General features: G+C 64.2%; 17 protein-coding genes. 12 read left to right on the forward strand and 5 right to left on the reverse strand.

Going from position 1 to position 21,673, the window contains the following annotated elements; translation table 11 throughout:
• The first annotated feature begins 91 nt into the window (after positions 1-91).
• Genes bcsQ through HX866_RS31820 form a run of 6 tightly spaced genes read left to right on the forward strand, consistent with a single transcriptional unit; the run spans position 92 to position 10,917 of the window.
• Entirely contained in the window at positions 92-1,162 is a 1,071-nt protein-coding gene (gene bcsQ / locus HX866_RS31795) for a cellulose biosynthesis protein BcsQ (RefSeq protein ID WP_177098195.1), read from the forward strand.
• Positions 1,159-3,360 carry a UDP-forming cellulose synthase catalytic subunit gene (gene bcsA, locus HX866_RS31800; protein WP_177098194.1) on the forward strand — a complete coding sequence of 734 codons (2,202 nt, stop codon included), beginning with the start codon at positions 1,159-1,161 and terminating at the stop codon, positions 3,358-3,360. The genes bcsQ and bcsA overlap by 4 nt, the downstream gene beginning before the upstream one ends.
• Positions 3,357-5,654, forward strand: coding sequence for a cellulose biosynthesis cyclic di-GMP-binding regulatory protein BcsB (gene bcsB, locus HX866_RS31805; RefSeq protein ID WP_177141105.1), 2,298 nt, complete (start codon positions 3,357-3,359; stop codon positions 5,652-5,654). The genes bcsA and bcsB overlap by 4 nt, the downstream gene beginning before the upstream one ends.
• A gap of 23 nt (positions 5,655-5,677) precedes the next feature.
• Positions 5,678-9,574 carry a cellulose synthase subunit BcsC-related outer membrane protein gene (locus HX866_RS31810; protein ID WP_177141106.1) on the forward strand — a complete coding sequence of 1,299 codons (3,897 nt, stop codon included), beginning with the start codon at positions 5,678-5,680 and terminating at the stop codon, positions 9,572-9,574.
• Positions 9,575-9,592: 18 nt separating this feature from the next.
• Entirely contained in the window at positions 9,593-10,252 is a 660-nt protein-coding gene (locus HX866_RS31815; protein ID WP_177124317.1) for an SGNH/GDSL hydrolase family protein, read from the forward strand.
• Positions 10,249-10,917 carry an alginate O-acetyltransferase AlgF gene (locus HX866_RS31820; protein ID WP_177141107.1) on the forward strand — a complete coding sequence of 223 codons (669 nt, stop codon included), beginning with the start codon at positions 10,249-10,251 and terminating at the stop codon, positions 10,915-10,917. Before HX866_RS31815 ends, HX866_RS31820 begins: the two co-directional genes overlap by 4 nt.
• 4 nt (positions 10,918-10,921) lie before the next feature.
• Here HX866_RS31820 and HX866_RS31825 read toward each other — a convergent pair whose 3' ends face one another.
• Complete coding sequence (locus HX866_RS31825; protein ID WP_103495529.1) at positions 10,922-11,398, reverse strand: Lrp/AsnC family transcriptional regulator; 477 nt, start codon at positions 11,396-11,398, stop codon at positions 10,922-10,924.
• 141 nt (positions 11,399-11,539) lie between these two features.
• On the opposite strand from HX866_RS31825, the gene HX866_RS31830 reads away from it, so the two are divergent.
• The 6 genes from HX866_RS31830 (at position 11,540) to HX866_RS31855 (ending at position 17,060) form a co-directional block, all read left to right on the forward strand.
• Entirely contained in the window at positions 11,540-11,878 is a 339-nt protein-coding gene (locus tag HX866_RS31830) for a hypothetical protein (protein WP_177141108.1), read from the forward strand.
• Between the two features lie 142 nt (positions 11,879-12,020).
• Positions 12,021-13,802 (forward strand): GspE/PulE family protein, encoded by a 1,782-nt coding sequence (locus HX866_RS31835; protein WP_177098188.1) that lies wholly within the window; start codon positions 12,021-12,023, stop codon positions 13,800-13,802.
• A gap of 111 nt (positions 13,803-13,913) precedes the next feature.
• On the forward strand, positions 13,914-14,834 hold the full coding sequence (locus HX866_RS31840; RefSeq protein WP_177098187.1) for an SPFH domain-containing protein: 921 nt from the start codon (positions 13,914-13,916) through the stop codon (positions 14,832-14,834).
• A gap of 10 nt (positions 14,835-14,844) precedes the next feature.
• Positions 14,845-15,297 (forward strand): NfeD family protein, encoded by a 453-nt coding sequence (locus HX866_RS31845; protein ID WP_177098186.1) that lies wholly within the window; start codon positions 14,845-14,847, stop codon positions 15,295-15,297.
• A 67-nt stretch (positions 15,298-15,364) separates the two neighbouring features.
• The gene (locus HX866_RS31850; protein WP_177098185.1) at positions 15,365-15,682 is read left to right on the forward strand and encodes a DUF2388 domain-containing protein; all 318 of its coding nucleotides are present in this window, start codon (positions 15,365-15,367) and stop codon (positions 15,680-15,682) included.
• A gap of 238 nt (positions 15,683-15,920) precedes the next feature.
• Positions 15,921-17,060 (forward strand): DegT/DnrJ/EryC1/StrS family aminotransferase, encoded by a 1,140-nt coding sequence (locus tag HX866_RS31855; protein ID WP_177098184.1) that lies wholly within the window; start codon positions 15,921-15,923, stop codon positions 17,058-17,060.
• Positions 17,061-17,138: 78 nt separating this feature from the next.
• Here the strand turns inward: HX866_RS31855 and gcvH are convergent, their stop codons facing one another.
• The 4 genes from gcvH to HX866_RS31875 all read right to left on the reverse strand — a co-directional run bounded on the left by gcvH (position 17,139) and on the right by HX866_RS31875 (position 21,581).
• Positions 17,139-17,522, reverse strand: a complete 384-nt coding sequence (gene gcvH, locus HX866_RS31860; RefSeq protein ID WP_177098183.1) for a glycine cleavage system protein GcvH — start codon at positions 17,520-17,522, stop codon at positions 17,139-17,141.
• A gap of 58 nt (positions 17,523-17,580) precedes the next feature.
• Complete coding sequence (gene gcvT, locus HX866_RS31865; protein ID WP_177141109.1) at positions 17,581-18,663, reverse strand: glycine cleavage system aminomethyltransferase GcvT; 1,083 nt, start codon at positions 18,661-18,663, stop codon at positions 17,581-17,583.
• 154 nt (positions 18,664-18,817) lie between these two features.
• Positions 18,818-20,434, reverse strand: a complete 1,617-nt coding sequence (locus HX866_RS31870; protein WP_177141110.1) for an ABC transporter permease — start codon at positions 20,432-20,434, stop codon at positions 18,818-18,820.
• Positions 20,435-20,579: 145 nt separating this feature from the next.
• A complete protein-coding gene (locus HX866_RS31875; protein ID WP_177098180.1) occupies positions 20,580-21,581 on the reverse strand; it encodes an extracellular solute-binding protein in 1,002 nt (333 codons plus the stop codon).
• Between the last annotated feature and the right edge of the window lie 92 nt (positions 21,582-21,673).

A 21,673-nucleotide genomic window follows, 5' to 3' on the forward strand; every position in this document is an offset into this window, starting at 1 on the left:
CCCGGTAGGCATGTAGCACGACGGCATTGTGTGATTAGCCGTATCTGTCCCCTTTCAAGATTTTCTTAGAATGGTACGGATGGGTGCTGTCATGCAGCCTTCAGATGACGACGATGATGTTGCGAACCTGATGGGAAAGTTCGGCGCCAAGGCCGACCGCTATCGGGAAATCGAGGTGGCCCGGGCCTTCACCGAAACGCCAGCGCCTCCCCCTGCGGCGCCCCAACCGCCAGCGCCCACACCGCTCGAACCGGCCTCGCCACAACCCGTCCAGGCGGATGCCGTCGCGCCTGAAAAAACCGCAAGCCCGTCCTTGCGCACCTTGCTCCACGACCTCGCCCGCCAACGCCAGGCGCAGACCGCGCAACCTGCTCAACCCAACCTCGCCACCCAGGTTCCCGGCAGGATCGTCGCGGTGGTCTCGACCCGTGGCGGCGTCGGCCGCAGCACCCTGGCCAGTTTGCTGGCGATCCTGCTCAACAGCGCCGAACGCCAGGCCATGGTCCTTGAACTCGACCCGCAGAATGCGCAATACCATCACCTCGGCGCCCACCCACCGGCACAAGGCATCTGCCAGGCCAGCCTGGAACAGCAGAGCTGGCGCGATCTCGTGCAAATCGGCTACGCCAACACCCGGCTCCTGGCCTTCGGCGAGAACGATCCGCAACAGTTGCACAGCCTCGAACGCCAGCTCGAAGACGACCCGCACTGGCTGGCCCGCCACCTCAACGAACTGGCCCTCGGCGAGCACGACACACTGATCATCGACACCCCCGCCGGCAGCACGCTCTATCAGGAGCAGGCATTGCACATGGCCGACCTGGTGGTTGCCGTCGTGCGGCCCGACGCGGCGTCCCACGCGGCGCTCGAGCGCTTGATCACCACGATCAAGCCCCACCTGGGTGGTGAAAGACCGGCGAGTTGCTGGTTCGTGATCAACGGCGTGGACAACGCCCATGCCTTGTCCGTGGATATCGCGCAGATCCTCGAAAATCAACTGAAGGCGCAATGGCTGGGCACGGTCAGTTGGGACGACGCGATCGCCGAGGCGCTGGCCTACGAATGCAATCCGTTCGAGCAGTCCGCCGAATCCCGTGGCTGCCAGGACATCCTGGCAATCGCCGACAAACTCCACGACCTGCTGGAGTCACAGCACCCATGACCTTCGAACGCCGCGTCCAACGCCTGCTCGGCAGCTCCCTGCGTCACACTCGCCAATGGTCACAACCCCTGCGCCTGGGCGTGCTCCTGTGTGCCGCGATACTCTGCGCGGTGGTCCTGGCGGGGGTGATCAGTGCCCCCGCGGACTTGCTCCAGCAAGCGCTGTTCGGCCTTGCCTGCGTGCTCGCGGTGCTGGTCTTGCGGCGCTTCGAAGGTCACCTGCCGATCATCGCGATGATCAGCCTGTCGTTGATCGCCTCGTTGCGCTACATGTATTGGCGCCTGACCGAGACCCTGGAGCTGGAGAACTTCCACGACATGCTGTTCGGCTACACCCTGGTGCTGGCCGAGCTTTATGCGCTGATGGTGCTGGTGTTCGGTTATGTGCAAACCGCCTGGCCGCTCAAGCGCCGGCCGATCCTGATCAGTGAAGAACCGACCCAATGGCCCACGGTCGATGTGTTCATCACCACCGTCAACGAGTCCCTGGAGATCGTCAAGATCACCGTGTTCGCCGCGCTGCGGATGAACTGGCCGGAAAACAAGCTCAAGGTCCATGTGCTGGATGACGGCCACCGCGAGGAGTTCAGGCTGTTCTGCGAGAGCGTCGGCGCCCACTACCTGACCCGCGACAACAACCTGCATGCCAAGGCCGGCAATTTCAACGCGGCGCTCAAGGTCACCGACGGCGAATACATTGCCGCCTTCGACGCCGACCACGTGCCCTCACGTTCCTTCCTGCAAATCAGCATGGGCTGGTTTCTCAAGGACCCCAAGCTGGCGATGTTGCAAACCCCCCACGTGTTTTTTTCCCAGGACCCCTTCGAGAAAAACCTCAAGACCCACCAGGCGGTCCCCAACGAAGCCGAGTTGTTCTACGGGCTGGTGCAAGACGGCAATGATCTGTGGAACGCCGCGATGTTCTGCGGTTCCTGCGCCTTGATGCGCCGGGCAGCGCTGGAAGCCATCGGCGGGATGGACGAAACCACCCTCACCGAGGACGCCCATACCTCGCTGAAACTCAACCGCGCCGGCTACAACACCGCGTACCTGGCCCTGCCACAAGCCGCCGGCATGGCCACGGAAAACCTCTCGCGGCATATCAATCAACGCGTGCGCTGGGCCCGTGGCATGACGCAGATCTTCCGCACCGACAACCCCATGCTCGGACGCGGCCTGACCCTCGGCCAGCGCATCTGCTACAGCAACGCCATGCTGCACTTCTTCTACGGTTTCCCGCGCCTGGTGTTTCTCACCGCGCCCCTGGCCTACCTGGTGTTCGGCGCGCAGATCTTCCACGCGGCGCCCTTGATGGTGGCGGCCTATGCCGCACCGCACCTGCTGCTGGCCAACCTGACCAACTCGCGCATCCAGGGACGCTTCCGCCATTCGTACTGGAACGAGGTCTACGAAACGGTGCTGGCCTGGTACATCCTGACCCCGGTGCTGATGGGCCTGCTCAAGCCCAAATCCGGGCACTTCAACGTCACGGACAAGGGCGGCGACCTGCACCATGGGTTCTTCGACTGGAAGATGGCCCGTCCTTACATCGTGCTACTGGTCTTGAACATCGCCGCCGTGGTGTACGGGGTCTACGACTATCTCGGGGCCAACGTCACCACCGATGAAACGGTGCTGCTCAACCAGGTCTGGGCCCTGTACAACGCCATCATGTGCGCCGCGGCCATCGCGGTCGCCAGCGAAACCCGCCAGGTGCGGGCCGAACCCAGGGTCGAGGCGAAGTTACCGGTCGGCCTGCGGCTGGCCGACGGCACCGAGTATCACAGCCTCACCCAGGATTTCTCGCAACGCGGCCTGGGCCTGAAGCTGGAGGAAGGTCAATCGATTCCCCTCGGCACCCCCTTGCGGGTCTCGCTGTTTCGCCAGAAGCAGCACTATCACTTCGACGCCAGCGTGGTCTTCAGCCGCGACAATACGGTCGGCATCCGCTTCGACCCGATGACCTTGAGCCAGCAAAGCGACCTGGTCCACCTGACCTTTTCGCGCGCCGATACCTGGGCGCGGAACTGGGGCACCAGCGTCCCCGACTCACCGCTCATGGCCCTGCGCGCGATCAGCGTCATCGCCGCCCATGGCCTCTCCGAGTTGCTCAAGGCAACCCTCAGATTACCCGGCCAGGCGCTCGAACGGCGGCGCTCCGGCCACTCTTCCTCAGCACCTGCCCTGGACACGCCATGAGCCCGACATTCTCCGCTGGCAGCGATGGACGCTGCATTCGTTACGCCCTCCTGTTGCTGGTCTGCTGCGGCGTCTATCCGGGCCTTGGCAACGCCGTGACACAGACCGATAACCACACCGGCCCGGCCGTCACCAGCCAACCCCAGGTCAGCGTCGGCGACAAGAACAGCTACAGCCTGACCTTCAAGCAACTCGGACGCCGCGACCCCTTGTACCTGCGCGGCGTCGAGTCGACCGACAGCGTCGACTTCGGGATTCGCGCCGACCAGGTGGTGACCGGCGTCCAGGTGGTCCTGCATTACGGCTATTCGGCGCTGATGCTGCCCGAGCTGTCGCAGATCAACGTGCTGGTCAACGACAAGGTCGCCGCCAGCCTGCCACTGCCCCGGGAACAGGCCGGCAAGGACCTGGAGCGGGTGGTGGAAATCCCCGCGCGGTTGATCACCGACTTCAACCGGCTGGACCTGCAACTGATCGGGCACTACACGATGCAATGCGAAGACCCGTTGCACTCGAGCCTGTGGGCCAGGGTCAGCAACGACAGCCAGTTGAATATCCAGTATTCGCCCATCGTCCTGAAAAACGACCTGGCCCTGCTGCCGGTGCCGTTTTTCGACCGCCACGATGCGCGCCCGCTGGTCCTGCCCTTCGTGTTTGACAGCAACCCCAGCCCCGCCAAGCTGGAAGCCGCCGCGGCGCTCTCCTCCAAGTTCGGCGCCCTGGCCAGCTACCGCACCGCGACCTTCCCCGCCAGCGTCGGGCAACTGCCGGCCAAGGGCAATGCGATTGTCTTCGTCACCCACCGCGAAACCCTGGCGCTGGGCGAGCTGTCGAGCAATCCGCCCAGCGGCCCCAGCGTGACCATGATGACCAACCCCAACGATCCCTATGGCAAGTTGCTGGTGATCAGCGGGCGCAACGACGCCGAGCTGAAAACCGCCGCCATGGCCGTCGCCCTGGGCAGCCAGTCGATGTCCGGCGCCACCGCGCTGATCGACCACCTCGACCCGCTGCCGGTGCGCGTGCCCTATGACGCGCCCAACTGGCTGCCGACCGACCGGCCGGTGAAGCTCGGCGAACTGGTCGACGCCCGGCAATTGCATGTCTCCGGCTACAGCCCCGAGGACATCATCATTCCCCTGCGCCTGCCGCCGGACCTGTTCGAATGGCGCGGACGCGGCGCTCCGCTGCTGCTCAAATACCGTTACACGCCGCAGCAGTTCTCGACCAACTCGGCACTGCTGGTCCACCTCAACGACCACCTGGTCCGCTCGATGCAATTGCCGTCGATCCCCAACCTCAACGGCGGCCCGGACCTGCTCGACTGGCTGAAAAAAGACGACAGCCTGCCGCGTGAAGCCAGCATGTACCTGCCCCTGGACATCGCCACCTTCGAGTCGCAGCTGCAAATGCGCTACCTGTATGACTATGTCAAACAAGGCGAATGCCGGGACGTCATCGTCGAAGACATGCGCGGCCAGATCGAAGGCGATTCGACCCTCGACCTGAGCGGCCTCGACCACTACACCGCGATGCCTGACCTGGGCAAGTTCCGCGACAGCGGCTTCCCCTTTACCCGGCTGGCCGACCTCTCGGAGACCGCCGTGGTGATGCCCGACAACCAGGAGCCCGCCGCCCTCAGCGCCTTCCTCACCGTGCTCGGGCGTTTCGGCGAATCCACCGGTTATCCCGCCACCGGCCTGCAGGTGATCCAGGCCCGCGACGTCGAGTCGGCCGGCGACAAGGACCTGCTGGTGTTCGCCACCGGCAACGACCAGCCTCTGCTCAAGCAATGGGCCGACGCGTTGCCGGCCCGTAGCGAAGGCAGCCGGCATTTCTTCGACCTGAGCGACCTGGCGTTGCGCATTCACGACTGGTTCAGCCCCGACTCGCAAGCGGCGCTGCGCAAGACCCGCACCACCCTGGCCTGGTCGGGCAGAGGCACGCCTTACCTGGCGGGCTTCGAGTCGCCGCTCAAAAGTGGTCGCAGTGTGGTGGTGGTCGCCAGTAGCGACCCGGCGCGCCTGGTCGAGGTGACCGCCGCGATGATCGGTGGCGATGACTACAAGGATCTGATCCAGGGCCGCCTGGCCGTGATCCAGGACAAGCAGATCACCACCCTGACCGCCGACCAGCCGTACTACGTCGGCCACCTGGGCTGGTTCCGGCACTTGCAGTTGCTGCTGTCGCGGCACCTGAGCGGGATGCTGCTCGCCGTCCTGATCGGCTTCGTGCTGCTCTGCGCCTTGATCTTCCTGGGACTGCGGGCCCAGGCCAAACGGCGGTTGTCGTGAATTGGCGGCGCGGGAGAACAGGCATGCGCCATACCCTCACCCTGACGTTACTGTTTGCCCTGGCCAGCCCCGCCCTGCAGGCCAGGGCCGAGGATCCACAGGCGCAACTGATCGAGCAAGGGCGCTACTGGCAGTCGCAGAACAACCCCGACCGGGCCATCGACGCCTGGAACAAGTTGCTGCTGATCGCCCCCGATCAACCGGAAGCGCTCTATGGCCTGGGGCTGAGCAACGTCCAGCTGAAGCGGCCGGAAGAAGCGAAAAAATACCTCGTACGGTTGCAGGCACTGGTGCCGCAGCCCCGCCAGGCCCAGCAACTCGAACAGGACATTGCCCTGGGCAGCGATGACCAGGCCCGGCTGTTGGCCCAGGCCCGGCAACTGGTGGACGCCGACAAGTACGCCGACGCGGTGAAGATCTACCGCCAGTTGCTCAACGGGCGCCAACCCCAGGGCTCATTGGCCCGCGAGTATTACTACCTGCTGGGTTACACCAAGGGCGGTGAGCAGGAGGCCCGCGCCGGTCTCGAACGCCTGCTGCGCGAACGCCCGGATGACCGCGCCGTCGCGCTGTTCCTGGCCAAGCACATGGTCCGCAACCTCGACACCCGGGCCGAAGGCATCCGCCGCCTGGCGGTCCTGGCCAAGGACAAGGAGGTCGGCGGTGACGCCAACGAGACCTGGCGCTTCGCCCTGACCTGGATCGGCCCGCCGTCGCCGGCGCAAGTCCCGCTGTTCGAGCAGTTCCTCGCCGCACACCCGGACGACAAGGAAATCCGCGACCTGATGAACAAGGGCAAGACCCTCGCCCGCAGCACCGCGACGCCGGTGCGCAAAGCGCCCGCCTGGCAACGCGACCCGCAAGACGCCCAAGGCCTGCAGGCACTCGAAGGCGGCGACCTGGCCGCCGCCGAGCAGGCGTTCCAGACACGCCTCAAGGAAAAACCCAACGACCCCGACGCCCTCGGCGGCCTGGGCATCCTGCGACAAAAGCAGGACCGGCTGAACGAGGCCGAGGACTTGCTCCTGCGGGCCACCCAACAGCCCGGCGGGCGCCCCTGGAAACAGGCGCTGGACAACGTCCGCTACTGGCGGCTGATGGCCGGCGCGAGCGCGGCGCAAAAAGCCGGGCGCCAGGACCAGGCGCGAAAGATGATCGAACAGGCTGCCAGCCAGAACCCCGGCCAGCCGGCCAGCCAGGTGGCGCTCGCCAACTTGCAGGCCGAGCAAGGCCAATTGGCCCAGGCCGAGGCCAGCTACCGGCGCATCCTCGCCAGTCATCGCGACGACCCCCAGGCCCTGAGCGGGCTGATCGCGGTGCTCTCGCAGCAGGGCAAAGCCGAAGAAGCGCTCAAGCTGATCGACTCGATCCCGCCGGCGGACCAGGCCCGCCTGGGCGCCGCCGTCTCCATCCGCTCGTTGCGCGCCACCCAGGTCGCGCGGCTCGCCGAACAACGCGGCGACCTGCCCGCCGCCGAGCAAGCCTACCGCCAGGCGCTGGTGGACGATCCGGGCAATACCTGGACGCGCTTTTCCCTGGCGCGCATCTATCTGAGACAAGGCCGCACCCAGGCAGCCAAGGACCAGGTCAACGACCTGCTCAAACGCCACCCCGATCAGCCCGACGCCTTGTATACCCGGACCTTGCTCGCGGTGCAGTTGGGCGAGTGGCAGGACGCCCAGGCCAGCCTGGCGCGTATCCCGCCAGCCAGGCGCAGCCGCGAAATGGACGAACTGGGCAAGGAGATCGCCCTGCATGTCCAGACCGAAGCCGCCGTCGACAACCTCAGGCGCGGTCAGCGCCAGGAAGCCCAGGCGCTGCTGGCCCGCAGCCAGGTCCTGACCGCCGGCAAGCCTGATCGGGTGGCGATCCTGGCCTCGGCCTATATCGACGCCGGACAGCCGCAGCAAGGCGTGGCGCTGATGCGCGACCTGGTGGAGCGCTCCCCCACGCCCGACGCCAGGCTGCAACTGCTCTACGCCGACATCCTGTTCAAGGCCGACCAGGACAACGATGCCGCGGACATCCTGCGCTCCCTGCAAGGGGCGCGGTTCAACGACAGCGACCGCCGACACTATGCCGAGCTGGTGAAACTCTATCGCATCAAACAGGCCGACCAACTGCGCGAGAAAGGCAATCTGGCCGGGGCCTACGACCTGCTCAAGCCGACGTTGAAGCAATACCCCCACGACACCCAGGCGATCTCGGCGCTGGCGCGGATGTATGCCGCCAACGGTAATAACGCCAAGGCCATGGCCCTGTACAAGCCCCTGTTGCAGAACGACCCGCGCAATGCCGACCTGCAACTGAGCGTGGCCAGCCTGGCCGCCCAGGACCACGATTATGCCCAGGCCGACAAGTCCCTGAAGACCGCCCTGGCGCTCAAGCCGGGGGTGCCGAAAGTGCTGATCAGCGCTGCCGGGACCTACCGTGCCATGGGCAAAAGTGCCGAAGCCGCCGAGCTGCTGCGCCAGGCCGTGGCCATCGAAGGCGGCCAACGTCGCGACGGCCAGCCCCTCGACAACCTCGACGACGACAGCGATAACCCCTTCCGCAATCAGACCGGACCCTCGCGCCGCGCCGCGGCCCGTAGCGAAGACCCGCTGAGACCGGGCAGCGAGGCCGCCGATACGATGCCACCCGACCCGGCCATGAGCCCGCAGCTCTACAGTTCCTCGGACGCCGTGCCCGACAGCGGCCTGGACAGCGACCCGGCGTCGAGCGCCAATCCCTTTGCCCCCGGGCGCAGCTCAACAGAGCCCTCTCGTGCGGACCTGAGCCCCGCGCAGTTGGCCCTGAATGACATTCTCCAGGAGCGCAGCGGTTATATCGCCCAGGGCCTGAGCGTGCGCAGCAACAACAATGAATCGGGCCTGAGCAAACTGACCGATGTCGAAACGCCCTTCGAGGCCAATCTGCCCGCCGGTGACAATCGCGTGGCGCTGCGGGTGACGCCGGTCTCGCTGCACGCAGGCAGTGTCCAGAGTGACAGCCTCACGCGCTTCGGCAGCGGCCTGGCCAGCGGTTCTCCCGGCTCGCAGCAGGCCAACGGCGTGGGCCTGGCGGTGGCAGTGGAAAACCCGGAGCACGGCATCAAGGCCGATATCGGCGTCAGCCCCGTGGGCTTCACCTACAACACCGTGATCGGCGGCGTGAGCCTGGACCAGCCGCTGGTGTCCAGCCCGAACATGCACTACAGCATCGCCCTCTCGCGGCGCCCGGTCACCGACAGCGTGACTTCCTTCGCCGGGACCGAGGACCGCCGCACCGGTGTGACCTGGGGTGGCGTGACCGCCAACGGCGGACGTGCCCAGCTCGGCTACGACGACCAGGCAGTCGGGGTATACGGCTACGGCGCCCTGCACAAGCTGGTCGGCAACAACGTCGAGTCCAACACCCGCGCCGAACTGGGCGGCGGGATCTACTGGTACCTGGACAACCAACCCGACGACAAGCTGACCGTAGGCCTGAGTACCACGGCCCTGTCCTACGAAAACAACCAGGGCTTCTTCACCTACGGCCACGGCGGCTACTTCAGCCCGCAGACGTTCTTTTCCATGGCGGTACCGATCACCTGGTCGCAACGCTCCGATCGTTTCACCTACAAGCTCAGCGGCGCGGTGGGGGTCCAGCATATCGACCAGAAAGGCGCCGACTACTTTCCCGGCCACCCCGCCGAGCAGGCCGCCAACAACCTCTCGTATCCGGGCCAGAGCAGCACCGGCATCGGCTACAACCTGAATGTGGCGGGCGAATACCGGCTCGGTTCAAACGTGCTGCTTGGCGGTTCGCTGGGTGTGGATAACGCCCAGGATTACCGTCAGGTGAACGCCGAGCTGTACCTGCGTTACCTGTTCGAGAAGATGACCGGGCCCATGGCGTTGCCGGTCAGCCCCTATCGTTCGCCTTACTCCAACTGACTCCAGGGAGCGTGCACCGTGGCCACCTCATCCGTCCTCGCGGGCCTGACGATCCTGATCATCGGCGACAGCCATCTGGCCACCCCGGACTTTCTGCTCAACCCGTTGCATGACGCCCTCAGCCGACAGGGCGCCCAGGTCCATTCCCTGGGGATCTGCGGGGCCAATGCCGGTGATTGGCTCAAGGCCACGCCGAGCCCCTGCGGCGGTTCCGAGCGCCGCGGCACGGCCGAGGCCACGGTGCTGAGCGGCGCGTCGACCCGGCCGATCGGCGACTTGCTCGACAGCGACAAACCCAATCTCACCCTGATTGTCATGGGCGATACCATGGCCAGCTACGACAAACCGAGTTTCCCCAAGGCCTGGATCTGGAAACAGACCGACAGCCTGGTCAAGGCCATCGCCGCCCACCACACGCCCTGCGTCTGGGTCGGGCCGAACTGGGGCAGCGAAGGCGGCATGTACGGCAAGACCTACGAACGGGTCAAGACGATGTCGGACTTCCTGGCAAAAAACGTCGCGCCGTGCAGCTACATCGACTCGTTGCAGTTCTCCACCAAAGGCCAGTGGGCGACCATTGACGGCCAACACCTGACCCGCACCGGCTATCGGACCTGGAGCGATGACATCGTCAAGGCGCTGTTGCAGGCACCGGCGCTCAAGGCGGTCGAAAAATGAACAGGTCCGGCAAACTGCTCTTGGCTCTGACGACGCTGATGAGCTTCGCTGCCGCCCACGCCGATACCGCACTCTACCCCACCGGGCCGAACCAGGACTCGGGCTTCATTCGCTTCGTCAATGCTCTGGGCGCGCCTCTCGACGTGCTCCCGGAGGGCCAACAGACACCTTCGACGCTGGCTCCCACAATCGTTTCGCAGTTCTCCGCGGTGCCCACCGACAAACCGGTCACGGGCGCCCTGAGCAGCGCCGGCGTCAGCGTGCCCGTCAGTTTGAACCTGGCCCCCGGCGAGTTCGTCACTTTCGTCGTGGTGCCCGGCGACAAGGGCTTCGAGCTGCTGACCGTGCGCGAGCAACCGAAGGACTTCAATCGTCTCCAGGCGTCGCTGGCGCTGATCAACGCCGATCCCGACTGTACCCGTGGCGGTTTGCAGCGCGAAGGCCGGCAGGGTCAGGCGATTTTCAATGACGTGAACCCCGGCCTGCTCGAGCGACGCGACGTCAACCCGGTGCAACTGTCGGTGCAGGGCTTCTGCGACGGCACCCTGGCTACCGCGCCCCTGAACCTGGGCCAGCTGGAGTCGGGAGAGCGCTACACGGTGCTGCTCCTGTCCCAGGACGAAAAACCGGTCCTGGTGTTCGTCAAGGACGCCTTCGCCCAATAAGCCCTCAGGCCGGGCGCAACACTGGCAAGCTCGTAGTGGACTTGATCTCGGACAGGGCAACAATGGAGTTGACCTCCTGGATCCCCGGCACCATCGACAGCTTCTCGAAGAAAAATCGCTCATAGGCCTCGATGTCCGCCGTGACGATCCGTAGCAGGAAATCCACTGCGCCCATCAGCACATAACACTCCAGCACTTCCGGAAAACCGCGAATCGCCTCGGTGAACTCGGTGAAGTTGGAGCGGCCATGGGCGTTGAGTTTGACCTCGGCGAAGATCTGCGTGTTGAGGCCGATTTTCTTGCGGTCGAGCAAGGTCACCTGGGCACGGATCACCCCTTCTTCCTTGAGCCGCTGAATCCGCCGCCAGCAGGGCGACTGGGAGAGTCCCACCTGCTCGGCAATCTGCGCGCTGGAAAGCGAAGCGTCCTCCTGCAGCAAGGCCAGAATGCGGCGGTCGTAGGTGTCCAGCTCGCCTTGCATAAAAAACCCCTCTAATCGGATATTGGCGAATAGATCATGTCTTGATCAGACGATATTTGCCCATCATAGATAAGAAATACCCGGCTCGGCGTGTAAAAATTTCTCCAGCCTATCCCGCACGCTGCCCCAGGAAAATCCACCATGCCCTCTCCCGAAGCCCTCCATGACGCTCCCACCCGTGCCGATGTCTGGGCGGCCGGCAACCCCCACTGCCAGGTCCGTTACCAGGTGCTCGCCGAAGCCGAGCCGGACCTGCTCTGTCGCCTGCTGAACCTGTTTGCCCTGCAATGCCTGACCCCGCAACAGGTGCAGGCGCAACAGGACGACGGGCTGCTGGCGATCGATATCGTGCTGGACGGCCTGAGCTGGCACCGCGCCCAGGTGATTGCCGAGAAAATGCGCAACCTGATTTGCGTCTGCTCCGTGGCCCTGCAACCGGCCCAGGGTGCACAGTTGCACAGCGCACAGGCGGCGGGCTGAAGGTTTTTTGAAAAGAATCGCAATCTTTGTCTTGGTATCGACGCCAACGTCAGGCAGCCTCGCGTCTATTCTTGGCAATTGACGATCAGACAGGGACTACGTCTGGATCGCTGATTGCAGGACCGACCGCATAGGAGCCCGCATGTCCGTCGCCTCACTTTCCCAGGATCGCTGGCTGGATCTCAACGATCTGCTGCGCGAACTGGTGACCCAGGGTTTCATCAGCCAGGAAGCGGCCGAGCAGACCCTGGCCACTCGGCGCACCTCCCGTGATACCCAGCAGCATCCGCTGGAGTTCATCGCCAGCCAGCAACTGGCCGACCTGAGCCGTCCCGGCAAACCCCTGGACCTGGAAAACCTGACCCTCTGGTTGGCCCGTCACGCTGGCCAGCCGTACCTGCGCATCGACCCGCTGAAGATCAACGTGGCCGCGGTCACCGGACTGATGTCCTACGCCTTCGCCCAGCGCCACAAGATTCTCGCGGTGGCGGTCGACCGCGAAGGCGTGACCATCGCCAGCGCCCAGCCCCATATGCGGGCCTGGGAGGCCGATCTCAGCCATGTGCTGAAGCTGCCGATTCGCCGGGTGGTGGCCAATCCGGTGGATATCCAGCGCTTCACCGTGGAGTTTTTCCGCCTGGCCAAATCAGTCAGCGGCGCCAGCCTGGTCGACCAGAAAAGCCACAACCCGGGCAACTTCGAGCAACTGCTCAACCTCGGCGCCAGCGACCAGGAGCCGGACGCCAACGATGCCCATATCGTCAATATCGTTGACTGGCTGTTCCAGTACGCCTTCCAGCAACGGGCCAGCGATATCCATATCGAGCCGCGCCGCGAGCAGGGCACGGTGCGTTTTCGCATCGACGGCGTGCTGCACAACGTCTATCAATTCCCGCCCCAGGTGACCATGGCGATTGTCAGCCGCCTGAAAAGCCTGGGCCGGATGAACGTCGCGGAAAAACGCAAACCCCAGGACGGCCGGGTCAAGACCAAGACCCCGGACGGCGGCGAAGTCGAATTGCGCCTGTCGACCCTGCCCACCGCCTTCGGCGAGAAAATGGTGATGCGCATCTTCGACCCGGAAGTGCTGCTCAAGGATTTCGACCAACTGGGTTTCGGCGCCGACGACCTGCGCCGCTGGCAGGAAATGACCCGCCAGCCCAACGGCATCATCCTGGTCACCGGCCCCACCGGCTCGGGCAAGACCACCACGCTGTACACCACCTTGAAAAAGCTGGCGACCTCGGAGGTCAACCTCTGCACCATCGAAGACCCGATCGAGATGATCGAGCCGGCTTTCAACCAGATGCAGGTCCAGCACAATATCGACCTGACCTTCGCCAGCGGCGTGCGCGCCCTGATGCGCCAGGACCCGGACATCATCATGATCGGCGAGATCCGCGACCTGGAAACCGCCGAAATGGCGATCCAGGCCGCACTCACCGGGCACCTGGTGCTCTCGACCCTGCACACCAACGACGCGCCGAGCGCCATCAGCCGCCTGCTGGAACTGGGCGTGCCGCATTACCTGATCAAGGCCACGGTGCTCGGGGTCATGGCCCAGCGCCTGGTCCGTACCTTGTGCCCGCACTGCAAGGCGCCGACCCAGCTGGAAGAAGAGGACTGGCAAAGCCTGACGCGGCCCTGGCAGGCGCCGATGCCGGGTGGCGCCCAGCGTGCCGTCGGCTGCCTGGAATGCCGCGACACCGGCTATCGCGGGCGCGCCGGGGTCTACGAGATCCTGGTGTTGAACGACGGCCTCAAGGCGCATATCCATGCCGACACCGACCTCCTGGCCCTGCGTCGCCAGGCCTTCAAGGACGGCATGCGCAGCCTGCGCCTGTCCGGTGCACAGAAGGTCGCGGCGGGGCTGACCACCGTCGAGGAAGTGTTGCGGGTCACGCCGCAGAGCGAGCAACGCTGATGAAAGTGTCACGCCATGCGTCCGGCGCCGAGTAAACACTTTTTATCCGCGCCAGCCCCGTTACACTCAAGGTAACCGCCGTCTCGATAAACACTGCAACAGGGAATTGTCATGCAAATCGGTAGCGTACTCCTGCTTTTCGTCGGCCTGGCCATTGCCCTGGTATTCATGGGCTTCAAGGTCGTGCCCCAGGGTTATCAATGGACGGTGGAGCGCTTCGGGCGCTACACCAACACCCTCAAGCCGGGCCTGAACATCATCATCCCGGTCATGGACCGCATCGGGCGCAAGATCAACGTCATGGAAAGCGTGCTCGACATTCCGCCCCAGGAAGTCATCACCTCCGATAACGCCACGGTGCAGATCGACGCCGTGTGCTTCTTCCAGGTGGTCAACGCCGCCCAGGCCGCCTACGAGGTGAATAACCTCGAACACGCCATCCGCAACCTGTTGCAGACCAATATCCGCACCGTGCTCGGCTCCATGGAACTGGACGCCATGCTCGGCCAGCGCGACGCCATCAACGAGCGCCTGCTGCGCACCGTCGACGAAGCCACCGCGCCGTGGGGCATCAAGGTGACCCGCATCGAGATCAAGGACATCAGCCCGCCCGCCGACCTGATGGCGGCCATGTCCGGGCAGATGAAAGCCGAGCGGGTCAAGCGCGCACAAATCCTCGAAGCCGAAGGCCTGCGTGCCTCGGCGATTCTCACCGCCGAAGGCAAGAAGCAGGCGCAGATCCTCGAAGCCGAAGGCGCCCGACAGTCGGCCTTCCTGCAATCCGAGGCCCGTGAGCGTCAGGCCGAAGCCGAAGCCCGGGCGACCCAGGTGGTCTCCGAGGCCATCGCCAAAGGTAACGTGCAAGCCGTGAACTACTTCGTCGCGCAGAAATACATCGATGCCCTGGGCAAACTGGCCTCGGCCAACAACAGCAAGGTGATCCTGATGCCGCTGGAAGCCAGCCAGGTGATCGGTGCGGTGGGTGGCATCGGCGAGATCGTCAAGGCCACGTTCGACAGCAAGAAACCCTGAGGCAACGCCCATGTGGGAATTCCTGCAACACCTGTCGTTCTGGGACTGGCTGGCCCTCGGCACGCTGCTGTTGATTTTCGAAATATTCGGTGCCGGCGGTTACCTGCTGTGGGTCGGGATTGCCGCCGCGGCCGTGGGCGTCCTGACCTTCCTGATCCCCGACCTGCACTGGACCTTGCAGCTCGTGCTGTTCGGCGTGCTGTCGCTGCTGACCGCCTGGCTTTGGTGGAAGCGCCAGCGCAGCAACGCCCGGCCCAGCGACCAGCCGGGGCTCAATGAGCGCGGGCATGATCTGCTCGGCAGGATTTTTGTGGTGCATGTTGCGATTGTCGCCGGACGCGGCAAGATCAAGGTCGGCGACAGCGTCTGGATGGCCACCGGGCCGGACAGCGAGGTGGGCACCCAGGTTCGGGTGATCGGCCAGGACGGCAGTACACTGAAGGTGGAAAAAATTGAGTCATGAGGTCGATGGAACTCCGGCGTGACAACAACAATCAAACCTTGCAGATACCCCCACCGGAGTTACTCTCATGCGTCTCAAAACAGCAGTTGTCGCCTTTGCCTTGTTTTCCCTCCCCGTTGGCGCAGCGATGGCCGACGGCTTCTGGCGTGACGTCATTTCCTCTGGCGCTACCACCGGCTCGACCTACCTGACCTTCAAGGACCACAAGCTGGTGGTCGCGGCCCAGGATGACGCCGGCAGCTTCGTTGCCAGCAATGGCAGCATCCGTGGCCCTTACCTGGAAGCCGCGATGCAGAAACTGCGGGCCGAAAACCCGGACCTGAAGGCCACCGACATGGAACTGGCCAACGCCATCCTGGCGAAGAACGCCGTCGCCGAAAACTGATTCAAGCGTTTCACCTGCACGTCAAAACGCCGCTTAACCGCGGCGTTTTGCGTTGCCCGGCAAAAACCGTCGATTGACGTACAGGCACCGGCCCGGCGTGCTCGTTCAGCGTCCGGACAGTAAAAAAAGCACCGATTTTTCACCTTAAAACAGTATCATCGGCAACATTGCAGCCTTGCTGTCTACTCTTCACCGCCGGTAGAGCACTCCCGGCCTTCACATCGGACGTCACGACCCCATGAGCGAACTTCCTTTCCTGCCTTTTTCCAAACCGACCATCGACGAAGCGACCATTGCCGCCGTGGGCGATGTCCTGCGTTCCGGCTGGATCACCAGCGGTCCGAAGGTCGCGGCCTTTGAAGCTCAACTGTCGGAGTACTTCGGCGGGCGTCCGGTGCGCACTTTCAACTCCGGCACCTGCACCATGGAAATCGCCCTGCGCATCGCCGGTATCGGCCCAGGCGACGAAGTGATCACCACGCCCATCTCCTGGGTGGCCACCGCCAACGTGATCATCGAAGTCGGCGCGACCCCGGTGTTCGCCGATATCGACCCGGTGACCCGCAATATCGACCTGGACAAGGTCGAGGCCGCGATCACCCCGCGCACCAAGGCGATCATCCCGGTTTACCTGTCCGGCCTGCCGGTGGACATGGACCGCCTGTACGCCATCGCCAAGAAACACAACCTGCGCATCGTCGAAGACGCGGCCCAGGCCCTGGGTTCGGAATGGAACGGCCAGAAGATCGGTGCCCTGGGTGACCTGGTGTCGTTCAGCTTCCAGGCGAACAAGAACATCACGTCGTCCGAAGGCGGCTGCCTGGTGTTGAACAACGCCGAAGAAGCCCGTCTGGCCGAGAAATATCGCCTGCAGGGCGTGACCCGTACCGGTCATGACGGCCTGGACGTGGACGTGCTGGGCGGCAAGTTCAACATGACCGACGTCGCCGCGGCCATCGGCCTGGGCCAGTTTGCCCATATCGATGCCATCACCCCGCACCGCCGCGGGCTGGCCGAGTACTATTTCGAGTGCCTGGGCAGTGATTTCGAAGAGAAATACGGTGCGCAGCTACCGGTGAAGGACTTCACCAACAGCAACTGGCACATGTTCCAGCTGGTACTGCCGGAGCGTCAGGACGGCCAGCCGGCTCGGGCGACCTTTATGGAAGAGATGAAGCAGCGCGGCATCGGCATCGGTTATCACTACCCGGCGATCCACCTGCTGAGCCTGTACCGCGAGCGCGGTTTCAAGGAAGGCATGTTCCCGATCGCCGAGCGCGTCGGACGCCTGATCGTGTCGTTGCCGATGTTCAACGCCATGACCAAGGCCGATGTCGAGCGTTCGGTGGCGGCGGTCAAAGCGGTCTTGCAGCCGTAACACCGTGATCGCGAGCAGGCTCGCTCCTGTAGGGGCAAGCCTGCTCGCGATGAACGATAACGCGGTAACCCTGGTGAATTACTCGCCGATAGCAGCCTGGTAATCCGCCGCATTCAGCAGACTCTCCAGCTCCGCCGCATTGCTCGGCTTGAGCTTGAAGATCCACGCGCCGTAGGGCTCGGAGTTCAGCAGCTCAGGCTCGGCGGACAACGCCTCGTTGACCGCGATCACTTCGCCCGACACTGGCGAATAGATATCCGACGCCGCTTTCACCGACTCGACCACCCCGGCAGCCTCGCCAGCGGCGAACAGCGTGCCGACTTCAGTCAGTTCGACAAACACCACATCCCCCAAAGCTTCCTGAGCATGGTCGCTGATGCCGACAGTGACTGTACCGTCAGCTTCCAGGCGGGCCCACTCGTGGCTTTCGGCGAAACGCAGATCAGCAGGGATATCGCTCATATTCAGTGTCCTCAAATTAAGTATCAAAGGCGAGACGACCGAGGGCTCGCCGGAAGAATCAGATCAAGGTTTTGCCATGACGCACGAACGTCGGCTTTACCACGCGAACCGGGTACCATTTGCCACGAATTTCAACTTCGGCGCGATCGGCCGTGGCCGAGGGAACACGCGCCAGCGCAATCGACTTGCTTAGCGTAGGAGAGAAACTACCACTGGTGATCTCTCCTTCGCCAACCTCGGCGATCCGAACCACCTGATGAGCCCGCAAAACACCGCGCTCCTCCAGTACCAGCCCGACCAGTTTGAGCTTGGCGCCGGCGGTTTTTTCCGCCTCCAGGGCACTGCGCCCGATAAAGTCGCGATCGGCCGGCTCCCAGGCAATGGTCCAGGCCATGTTGGCCGCCAGCGGCGAAACGTCCTGGTGGATATCCTGACCGTAAAGGTTCATGCCGGCTTCCAGGCGCAAGGTATCCCGGGCGCCAAGACCGATGGGCGAAATGCCCGCGCCCACCAGGTCGTTGAAGAAGCCCGGGGCCTGATCGGCCGGCAGGATGATCTCCAGACCGTCTTCGCCGGTATAGCCGGTGCGGGCGATAAACCAGTCGCCGTCACTGCGGCCTTCGAACGGTTTGAGTTGCTGGATCAGCTGGCCACGAGACTGGCTGACCAGCTCGGCGATCTTGTGCCGGGCGTGGGGACCCTGGATCGCCAGCATCGCCAGCTCCGGGCGCTCGTGCAGTTGCACGTCGTAGCCGGGGAGTCGGGCCTGCATCCAGGCCATGTCCTGGTCGCGGGTGGCGGCATTGACCACCAGGCGGTAACCGGCTTCGGTGCGATAGACGATCATGTCGTCGACCACCCCACCGCGCTCGTTGAGCATCGCGCTGTACAAGGCGCGACCGGGGCCGTCGAGGCGCTCGACATCATTGGCCAGCAGGTGGCGCAACCACGCCTTGTCCTGGCCGCCGGTGATATCGATCACGGTCATGTGCGAGACATCGAACACACCGCAGTCACGTCGCACCTGATGGTGCTCCTCGACCTGCGAGCCGTAATGCAGTGGCATATCCCAACCGCCAAAATCGACCATCTTCGCGCCAAGGGCGAGGTGCAGGTCATAGAGAGGCGTACGCTGTCCCATGGGTTTCTCCTTCCGGGCGTGGCGAAGGCGCGGACAGGCAGGAAACCGGCTTGAGCCCTTTATGGAGGGGGCCTTGAGTCTGTTTCGCACCCGGTCTGTCAGACGGACCGCACCGAATGCCGCGCATTGTAGCCGCAAGGCGGAGCCATGACACCTAGCCGATTCGATGCGCCGAGCGACGGATCAAGCCGATCACCGGCAACAGCCCGACCAGCACCAGGGTCAGGGCCGGCAACGAGGCCCGTGCCCACTCCCCTTCGCTGGTCATTTCGAAGATGCGCACCGCCAGCGTGTCCCAGCCAAACGGGCGCATCAGCAAGGTCGCGGGCATTTCCTTGAGCACGTCGACGAACACCAGCAACGCCGCACTCAAGGCACCGGGCAGCAGCAACGGCAGATACACTTTGCAAAACAGTAGTGGCCCACTGACTCCCAGGCTACGAGCCGCTTCGGGCAAAGAAGGCCGGATACGTGCCAGGCTATTCTCCAACGGGCCATAGGCCACGGCGATAAAGCGCACCAGGTAGGCCAGCAGCAGGGCCGACAGGCTGCCCAGCAACAACGGCTTGCCGGCCCCACCCAACCAACCCGACAGCGGGATCACCAGCACCCGATCCAGGTAACTGAACGCGAGCATGATCGACACTGCCAGCACCGAGCCCGGCAGCGCGTAGCCGAGATTGGCCAGGCTGACACCGGAGCGGATGGCCCGGGTCGGCGCCAGGCGTCGGGCAAAGGCCAGCAGCAGGGCCACGCTGATGGTGATCAGCGCCGCCATGACGCCCAGGTACAGGGTGTGCAGGATCAGGCCGGCGTAACGCTCGTCGAGATCGAAGCGGCCACGCTTCCAGAACCACGCCAGCAGTTGCAGCAGCGGGATGACAAAGGCGCAGGCGAATACCAGCAGGCACCAGGCGCTGGCCGCCAGGGCCTTGATGCCGCGCAGGTGATAGAGCGCCTGAACCCGTGGGCGTTCGTTGCCGGCACGCACGGCGCCACGGGCACGACGTTCGCCGTAGAGCACCAGCATCACCGCCAGGAGCAGCAGGCTGGCCAGTTGCGCTGCGCTGGAGAGGCTGAAGAAGCCGTACCAGGTCTTGTAGATGGCGGTGGTGAAGGTGTCGAAGTTGAACACCGCCACGGCGCCGAAATCCGCCAGGGTTTCCATCAGCGCCAGGGCCACGCCGGCGCCGATGGCTGGGCGCGCCATGGGCAGCGCCACCCGCCAGAACGCCTGCCAGGGCGATTGCCCAAGCACCCGGGCAGCTTCCATCAGGCCCTTGCCCTGGGCCATGAAGGCGGTGCGGGCGAGCAGATAGACGTAGGGGTAGAAAACCAGCACCAGGACCAGGATCACCCCGCCGGTGGAGCGCACGCGGGGGAACCGCAGGCCGCTGCCGAACCACTCGCGCAAGAGGCTTTGCACCGGGCCGGAGAAATCCAGCAGGCCGACAAAGACGAACGCCAGCACATAGGCAGGGATGGCGAACGGCAACATCAATGCCCAGTCCAGCCAGCGCCGGCCGGGGAATTCGCAAAGGCTGGTGAGCCAGGCCAGGCTCACCCCCAACAGGGTGACGCCGATGCCGACGCCCAGCACCAGGGTCAGGGTGTTACCCAGCAACCTCGGCAGTTGGGTGTCCCAGAGGTGCTGCCAGATTTGCAGGTCGATGGCCTGCCAGGACAGCAGCAGCACGCTCAGCGGTAGCAGCACCAGGGCAGCGACGGTAAAGACCGGGGGATACCAGCGGCGTTGGGCGAGGTGGGCCAAGGAAGCGCTCGAAAAAGGTGTTTACACGGAGGCCCCCTGTAGGCGCCGGCTTGCTGGCGATCCGGACGACACGGTCAACCAGAAAGACCGCGCCGATGCGATCGCCAGCAAGCCGGCTCCTACAGGGTTTTGTGTCGCAACCGACTCAGTTCCAGCCGGCCCTGTCCATCAGGCGGATCGCTTCAGCCTGGCGCTTGCCGGCGATCTCCACCGGCAAGGTGTCGGGTACGAACTTGCCCCAGCTCGCCACTTCCGCCGACGGCGGCACCGCCGGGTTGGCCGGGAACTCCTGGTTCACGTCGGCAAAGATGCGCTGCGCCTCGGGGGTGGTCATCCACTCCACCAGGGCCTTGGCCGCTTCCGGGTGCGGCGCGTGCTGGGTCAGGCCGATACCCGAGAGGTTCACATGCACGCCACGGTCACCCTGGTTCGGCCAGAACAGTTTCACCGCCAGGTTCGGGTTCTGCTTGTGCAGGCGACCGTAGTAGTAGGTGTTGACGATGCCGACGTCGCACTGCCCGGCATTGATTGCCTCGAGCACCGCGAGGTCGTCGGAGAACACATCGGTGGACAGGTTGTTGACCCAGCCTTTGAGAATCTGCTCGGTCTGCTCGGCGCCATGGACTTCGATCAGGGTCGCGGTCAGCGACTGGTTGTAGACCTTCTTCGACGTGCGCAGGCACAGGCGGCCTTCCCATTGCTTGTCGGCCAGGGCTTCGTAGGTACTCAGCTCGGACGGTTTCACCCGTTCGGTGGAATACGCCAGGGTCCGCGCGCGCAGGCTCAGGCCGGTCCACGCATGGGCGGACGAGCGGTATTGCAGCGGAATATTGGCGTCGATCACCTTGGACGTGAAGGGCTGCAGGATGCCCATCTTTTCCGCCTGCCAGAGGTTACCGGCATCAACGGTGAGCAGCAGGTCGGCGCTGGCGTTTTCGCCTTCGGCCTTGATCCGCTGCATCAGCGGCGCTTCCTTGTCGGTGATGAACTTGATCTTGACCCCGGTCTTGGCCGTGTAGGCGTCGAAGACCGGCTTGATCAATTCGTCGATACGCGAGGAGTAGACCACCACTTCGTCGGCGGCGTGGGCAGTGCTGGCCATGAGGGAAAGGGCCAGGGCAGTCAGTAGACGCTTCGGTGCCAACATGGGAGCGGTCTCTCGATTTCGAAATGAGCGCGAAATGATAGTGACTCACATTTAGCATCTCAAACTTAACCGGAGACGGAGGAGTTACCAGA

Origin of the sequence: Pseudomonas gingeri (assembly GCF_013386165.1) — a bacterium.
Taxonomy (GTDB): domain Bacteria; phylum Pseudomonadota; class Gammaproteobacteria; order Pseudomonadales; family Pseudomonadaceae; genus Aquipseudomonas; species Aquipseudomonas gingeri_C.